The sequence below is a fragment of the Spirillospora sp. NPDC052242 genome, assembly GCF_040679555.1.
In the GTDB taxonomy this organism is placed as follows: domain Bacteria; phylum Actinomycetota; class Actinomycetes; order Streptosporangiales; family Streptosporangiaceae; genus Spirillospora.
In genome coordinates, this window is sequence record NZ_JBFAUZ010000078.1 from 23,732 (window position 1) to 29,920 (window position 6,189).

A 6,189-nucleotide genomic window follows, 5' to 3' on the forward strand; every position below is an offset into this window, starting at 1 on the left:
GCTGTGAGCGACGACCCAGCCGAGAGCTTCACCCGGGCCCGAGCGGCCGCGGGCGTCCTGTTCTTCAACGACCAAGACCAGGTGCTCCTGGTCGACCCCTCCTACAAGGACTACCGCGACATCCCGGGCGGCTACATCGAACAAGGCGAAACGCCCCGACAAGCCGCGGCCCGTGAAGTCGCCGAAGAGCTGGGCATCACCCCGCCCATCGGTCGGCTGCTCGTCGCCGACTGGGCCCCCAACGATGCCGAAGGCGACAAGATCCTGTTCATCTTCGACGGCGGGAGCCTCACCGAGGACCAGCTCGCCGCCATCAAACTCGACCCGAAGGAACTGGTCGGGTACGGCTTCCATGACGTCGACCGAGCCCACGAACTGACCATCGCCCGTCTGGCCCGCCGCCTCCTCCATGGCCACGCCGCCAAGCAGGAAGGTGCCCCTCGCTATCTCGAGCACGGCGAATGGACCGGATGAAGCCCGTTCTGCGAGCCGCGGGCCGGTCAGCGTCAGAGCGAGATCGACCGGTTCCTGGTGATGTAGGTATCACGGAGTGGGTTCGTCGTACGTCAGTGGCTCGCCGCGGCGGTAGCGGCGGTACTGGTCGGTGAGGATGTCGAACTTCAGCAGTGGCCAGCGGGTGACGGTGCCGGTGGCCTTGTCGACGACGAATGTGGTGACGGTGTCGATGTCGGGCACCGGTGGAGGCTCGGGCAATTCCACCACGACGGGGAGAACGAGGAAGCCGTCCTCGAACTCTTGGACGTGCAGGAGGATCGGCTGGTCGTTGTCGCCGGGAAGGTGTTGCCGGACACGATGCCAAGCCTCGGCTGCGCCGACGGTGTTCTGCGCGGCAGTGGACTCGTCCGGGTCCAAGTACATGCGGATGGCCTTCGTAGGTCGTGAAAGCGGGAGCCGTGGGGCGCGGCGACGGGAGGTGGCGCCGCGCCCCACGGCGGTCTGTGCGGGTAAGGGCGTCGTCAGGCCGGCGCAACGGGCGGTCGACCGCTCTCCAGGCAACTGACGATTCGCTCCGTGGCCTCTTGTAGATCGCTCAGGGGCAAACGCGCGTAGCCGTGGTCGTCGCACCAGGCAAATGCCGTTGGTTGCACCCAGACGTTGAGGGTGCCGGCGTTGATGATCGTGATGCCTCGGTTGTCACTGCGGTGTGCGGTGGGAATGCCGCGCCCGTTCAGCGCTTCGCGAAGCCTGGCTGCGGCAAGGGCCGGAGGGACGAGCGTTGCGGGTGCTGGCCAGGGCATCGGCAGGGGGACGGTGAACCAGACGGATTTGCCCGGCACGACGGCACCGGTTCGTGAGCGCGTCCGGTGGGTGCCGGTCGCCACTGCAAGCGCCGAGACGATGGCCAGCCCTTTGCCATGCTCCTCCAGGAGTCCTGCGCCGGAGAGCACGGGACGGCTTTCGGGGTGGGCGTCGAACACGGATACGACCAGTTGGGGCGTCGGGCGGCTGCGCGCCCAGATCCACAGTTCGGCGGGCGCGGTCGTGCTCGCATGGGTCAGCGCGTTCGTGGCCAGTTCCGACACGGCGATCTCGGCGTCGGCGACCACGTCGCCACAGAAACGCAACTCCTTCATCGTGGTGGCGAGCAGCGATCGCGCCCGAGAGGCGCAGGTGGGGTCGTGTGGAAGGGTGTACACGCATGCCGAGCCGGACGCGATGCTGCTCCCGTCGCTGGTCAGCACCGATCGCTCCTTTTCGTGAGTGGGGTGCTCCGGAGGCGAAGTGCTGCCGGAGGTGACGGGCTCCTGCGATCTCTCATGGGTCGGACCTCCATGTCCGATCAAGGCCCAGTCCCGGTGTAGGTGAACCGTGTCCGGGCCTCTTCCTCGTTGACCGGCGATGCTCAGGACCGCTTCGGGAACCGCAGTCCGTGGCGAGGGGGACATGGCTGCTCACTGCACTCACTTGCTCTGCGTGGTCGAGCGGTCACGGGGCACAGCATGCACCTGGAATCTGTGCGGCACAAGTGTGCGGCTAGTCGTCGGGGAGGGTATGAGGTGCTATGACATGAATGTCGTGTCCCGTTGGGTGCCCTTCCGGGGTTCGAAGTGCGGACGCAACTTGCTCCGGGTAACTTGTGCCCGGCAAGCAGAGGGGATTCCATGCCGCAGCCTCGAGTCACCACGGTCCGTATGCGTCGTCTGGGCTCAGAACTCCGAAAGCTGAGAGAGACCGCCGGGTACACCATCGAACAGGTAGCCGAGCAATTGGAATGCTCGCCGTCACGAGTCAGCCGGATCGAGACGGGCAAGGCACAGCCGCCCAAGCAGCGGGAGATCCGTTTCCTGCTCGAACTGTTCGCCGCGACCGACGTCCAGGCCAGGGACACTCTGCTGCAGTTGGCGAAGGAGGCTGCGCAGCCGGGTTGGTACAGCGAGTTCCAGGACGTCTTCCCGCCACGCTTCGGCTCCTACATCGGCCTGGAGAGCGAGGCCACGGAACTCCGTCACTTTGACAACCAGCTCGTTCACGGCCTGCTGCAGACGCCCGACTATGCCCGAGAGGTGCTGCGGGCGACCCTCCCCGGTGAGGCTCCCAAGACGATCGACCGTCTCCTGGAGTTGCGCGTCGCCCGGCAGCAGATCCTCGACCGTGCGGCTCCGTCGTTCTCCCTCTGGGTGATCTTGGATGAGAACGTTCTTCGCAGGTCGATCGGGGCGCCGGACGTGATGCGGCGGCAGGTGCAACGGCTGATCGAGGCGACCGAGGCTCCCAACATCACCTTGCAGGTTCTACCCTTCAGTAAGGGTGCACACGTTGGGCTCGACGGACCGTTCTCACTGCTCGGTTTCCCCGAGCCCACCGACCCGGACGTCGTCTACGTCGAGAGTCAGGCCGGCAACGCGTACTTGGAGCAGCCGCACCAGGTGAGGCGTATGACCACCAAGTTCAATCTGCTGGTGGCGTCGGCCCTCGACCCCGGCGAGACGGTGTCCTTCTTGCGAAAGATCGAAGGGGAGAATCGATGACCGACCCGGCTCCTTCCGCTCTGCGTTGGCGCAAGGCGACCGCCAGCCAAGGCAGTCAGGGCTGCGTCGAGCTGGCCCCGATGCCGGGAGGTCTCGCGATCCGCGACTCCAAGGACCCGGACGGCCCGCGGCTGGACCTCGGCCTCGGGGACGCGCGAGCCATGATCGAGACCCTCAAGAGCGGCCTCCACGACGCGTGAGGCGATGAGTGTTTCTGCTCAATGAGTAGAAACACTCAGGCGCCGGCGAAGCGACCGCCCGGCCTTGCGCGGGCGCCGGTTCAGCCATCGACGTCGGCGGGCCGGCGTTCCAACGGGTTGACGACTTCTCCCCACCGCGAGTTTTGATCACGGGCTGACCTGGGCTACCTCCGATTTCATCGGGCTCGTCAGAAACCGACCCACCATTGGAGTGGCCCATGAATCTCCTCGTCCGCACCCGCACCCGAGCGTGCGCTTGCGACCACCAGGCCAAGGGGCAGAGCCGGTTCGCGCAGCAGCCGACGCCCGGGGTCGTGCTCTCGCGTCTCGACAGCCGACTTCGCGACGTCCTCGCGCGGCGGATCACCGGCTGCTCGCACAAGCTCGGACCGGTCGGCGCGAGGGCCGATCTTCTGGCCCACGCCTTCGCGCACCCCCAGGGCACCGGCTTCATCGGCGCCGGAGCCCACGGATTCCTGCGGGCCGCGTTCACCGAGGCGCTCACCAGCAAGATCGGAGTGTCCTGGGTCCTCACCACCGGCGACACCCTCGAGCGGCTCTTCGACGGAACGCTCGACGATGAACTCCTCCGCGCCCTCTCATCGCGCCTCCACGTGGCCGAGACGCTGGAGAACGCCGTCGAACGCCTGGAGTTCGAAGCGGACGTCACCAGCGCGCTCAGAGTCCGCAGCGACGCCGGGACGCTGGCCTCGACCGTCCTCTGGATCGCGACGCCGGGACCGCACAGCGACGTCGTCCATGACGCCATCACGCACTGGCCGGCCGACAACCTGGTCGTGTTCGCGGACGGCCCGTGGCCATACGGACCGACCTACCTGATCGAGAACAACGGTCCGCGGCCTCTGCCGCGCCGACCGATCGGTCTTCTCACTCCGCAGCAGGCGGTGACCGACCTCAAGAACGCGTTCGGCCAGTAGCCAAGCACGGACGAAACCCTGCCCCCGGCCTCCGTGGTCGGGGGCAGGGCGGGACCATCACCGAGCTCTTCTCCATCCTGAGTGCGAAGATCAACTTCCGTGCTTGCATCGCAGTTTCAAGTGAGCCGTTCGATGAGGGTGCGGCTGATCTGTTGCAGCTCTTCGTCGTTGTCGATGCTGTTGAATCTGCCGCGCCGCTGTGGGTGGAGTAGCTCGGAACGGAGTTGGGGCAGGGCGGGTCGTGCGGCGGGGCCCATGCGGTCCAGGCATGCGACGACATGGTTGGCGACCGCAGGGTTCTGTTCCCAGGCTTGGAGGACCGTGTCGAGCACGGCCGGAGCCTCTGGGGCACCGGCGATCCCCCAGAGGGCGGTTGCGCAGGGGACCCGCACCCATTCATAGCTGTGAGACAGCAGGCCCCGTAGGCGAGGCACTGCTTCCCGCGCGGGAGGGCCTATCTCGGCGAGCACGTCGGCTGCCCCGGCGATTCGGAAGGTGATGGGCTCGTCGAGCAGCTCGAGCAATGGCTGCATGACTTCATCCGGGTCGCCGACGATGGCCCACAACGCGGCGACGGCTGCCTGGCGCACCTCGGCGTTGGAGGCCGTGATCAGGGATCGGACCGTTTGCAAGGCGGGGGCGGCCGGCGGGCCGAAGGCTTTCAGCGCCTCCAGGGCCGAGCATGCGATCGACCACAGCTCATGACGCACTGCCGTAGCGAGAGTCTCGGTGATCACCCCGATCGCGCTGGCATCGGCGAGGGCGGCCAGGGCCGACAGATCGGACCGCGCGCTCATGTGCCATGTTCCCTGGGCGAGGTCGAGACTCATCAAGTGGCCGGATAGGCGGGGTACCAGCTGGTCGGCTGCTTGCGGCAGTGTCCCGGCGACCTGCACCGCTCGCCAGGCGTCGGTTCCGCTGTCCAGGGCCGTGAGGATGCTCGGCACCGCTCGCGCATCACCGAGGCGGGCCAGCGCTTGGACTGCCTCTTGGTGGCTTCTGCGCAGGTGCGGCCGGGGCGCGCACCAGACGTCCGGTCCGTACGTGGTGTACTGCGCGGTGACGTGCGCCGCTAGGGCTTCGCGGGCCGGTTCGGCGATCACATGGCAGGAATTCAACGTGGCCGCCGCCTCTGCAGCGACTTGGTCATGGGACGCGTTGAGGTGTTCGGCGACGAGCATGATGAGCCGTGCGTGGTCTCCGCGCCAGGACGTCATGAGCTCGGCGCTCATCCGGATGGCGTCCAGGCGGGAGCCGGGATCGCGGCTGCGCAGTTGCTCGGCGAGAAGCGCCGTGCGCTGCGGCACCCTCGCCGCCAACGTCCCATGGAAGGTGCGCAGCAACGCCGTGGTGGGTGAGTAGATCTGGCCGTCTCGTTCGAGGTCTTCGAAAGCGGCCACGATCTGCGGTGGTGCTCCGTCTCCCGAGACCGCCGGCTCTGCTGGGTGAGGCGGGTCGCACCATGCTTCGACCGGTACGTCGGCGTCTTGCAGCTCGCGCAGCAGGCCGATCGCGGTCGTGATGGTGTCATCGCCTATCCGTTCGGACGCACAGCGAGCCCGCTGGACGACGGCCGCGAGCCTGGTCTGAGGGGCCGTGCTCGGGTTGGCGGCCAGCTCGGCGAACCACGCGATCGCCTGAGCCTTGGTGCGCTCCGGTAGGCGCAGGGCAAGGTTGGCCATTGCTTCAACGATCAGCAGCTGCTCGACGAAGCTCGGCTCGGCCGACAGCCGAGCGTGCAACACCATCGAAGCCCGGTCGCCATCGTCGATGAACAACCCGAGCCCCGGGATCGCGGCCCGGCGCACGCGAACGTCGGAATCGCACGCCAACCCGATGAACGTTTCCGCGCGGCTGCGGACCACCTTCGCGGCTCCGCTGTAGTCGACGGTATCGACGTACTCCATGTCGCAGCGATCGACGGCTTCCGATCCGATGCTGACCAGCAGCTCAACGATTTCGGCCCGGATGCTCTTATGGATGTCAAGCGGCGAGTTCGAGATCGTGAGCGGTGATGATCTGGAAGAGCTCGCGTGCGACGTAGCGTTTGAGGCACCGGAT

7 protein-coding genes are annotated in these 6,189 nt (G+C 67.0%); 4 read left to right on the plus strand and 3 right to left on the minus strand.

Annotated features, from left to right (window positions below; all coding sequences use genetic code 11):
* Positions 1-3: 3 nt before the first annotated feature.
* On the plus strand, positions 4-474 hold the full coding sequence (locus AB0L25_RS38975; protein WP_500178425.1) for an NUDIX domain-containing protein: 471 nt from the start codon (positions 4-6) through the stop codon (positions 472-474).
* 69 nt (positions 475-543) lie between these two features.
* Here AB0L25_RS38975 and AB0L25_RS38980 read toward each other — a convergent pair whose 3' ends face one another.
* Together AB0L25_RS38980 and AB0L25_RS38985 are read right to left on the minus strand one after the other, a co-directional pair.
* On the minus strand, positions 544-879 hold the full coding sequence (locus AB0L25_RS38980) for an SUKH-4 family immunity protein (RefSeq protein ID WP_500178427.1): 336 nt from the start codon (positions 877-879) through the stop codon (positions 544-546).
* Positions 880-977: 98 nt separating this feature from the next.
* On the minus strand, positions 978-1,703 hold the full coding sequence (locus tag AB0L25_RS38985) for an ATP-binding protein (RefSeq protein WP_500178429.1): 726 nt from the start codon (positions 1,701-1,703) through the stop codon (positions 978-980).
* A 420-nt stretch (positions 1,704-2,123) separates the two neighbouring features.
* Here AB0L25_RS38985 and AB0L25_RS38990 point away from each other — a divergent pair, with 420 nt between their 5' ends.
* The 3 genes from AB0L25_RS38990 to AB0L25_RS39000 all read left to right on the plus strand — a co-directional run bounded on the left by AB0L25_RS38990 (position 2,124) and on the right by AB0L25_RS39000 (position 4,128).
* Positions 2,124-2,990 carry a helix-turn-helix domain-containing protein gene (locus AB0L25_RS38990; RefSeq protein WP_500178430.1) on the plus strand — a complete coding sequence of 289 codons (867 nt, stop codon included), beginning with the start codon at positions 2,124-2,126 and terminating at the stop codon, positions 2,988-2,990.
* Positions 2,987-3,190: a DUF397 domain-containing protein gene (locus AB0L25_RS38995; RefSeq protein WP_500178432.1), complete on the plus strand. Its 204-nt coding sequence runs from the start codon at positions 2,987-2,989 to the stop codon at positions 3,188-3,190. Before AB0L25_RS38990 ends, AB0L25_RS38995 begins: the two co-directional genes overlap by 4 nt.
* A gap of 218 nt (positions 3,191-3,408) precedes the next feature.
* Positions 3,409-4,128, plus strand: a complete 720-nt coding sequence (locus AB0L25_RS39000) for a hypothetical protein (RefSeq protein ID WP_500178434.1) — start codon at positions 3,409-3,411, stop codon at positions 4,126-4,128.
* A 116-nt stretch (positions 4,129-4,244) separates the two neighbouring features.
* Here the strand turns inward: AB0L25_RS39000 and AB0L25_RS39005 are convergent.
* Positions 4,245-6,189 (minus strand): HEAT repeat domain-containing protein (locus tag AB0L25_RS39005; protein ID WP_500178436.1); only part of this gene is annotated, 1,945 nt, incomplete at its 5' end.

What these genes read in the sequence shown, in the direction of transcription:
- AB0L25_RS38980 (WP_500178427.1), bottom strand. Translation starts at nt 879, where the DNA reads ATGTACTTGGACCCGGACGAGTCCACTGCCGCGCAGAACACCGTCGGC.
- AB0L25_RS38990 (WP_500178430.1), top strand. Translation starts at nt 2,124, where the DNA reads ATGCCGCAGCCTCGAGTCACCACGGTCCGTATGCGTCGTCTGGGCTCA.
- AB0L25_RS38995 (WP_500178432.1), top strand. Translation starts at nt 2,987, where the DNA reads ATGACCGACCCGGCTCCTTCCGCTCTGCGTTGGCGCAAGGCGACCGCC.
- AB0L25_RS39000 (WP_500178434.1), top strand. Translation starts at nt 3,409, where the DNA reads ATGAATCTCCTCGTCCGCACCCGCACCCGAGCGTGCGCTTGCGACCAC.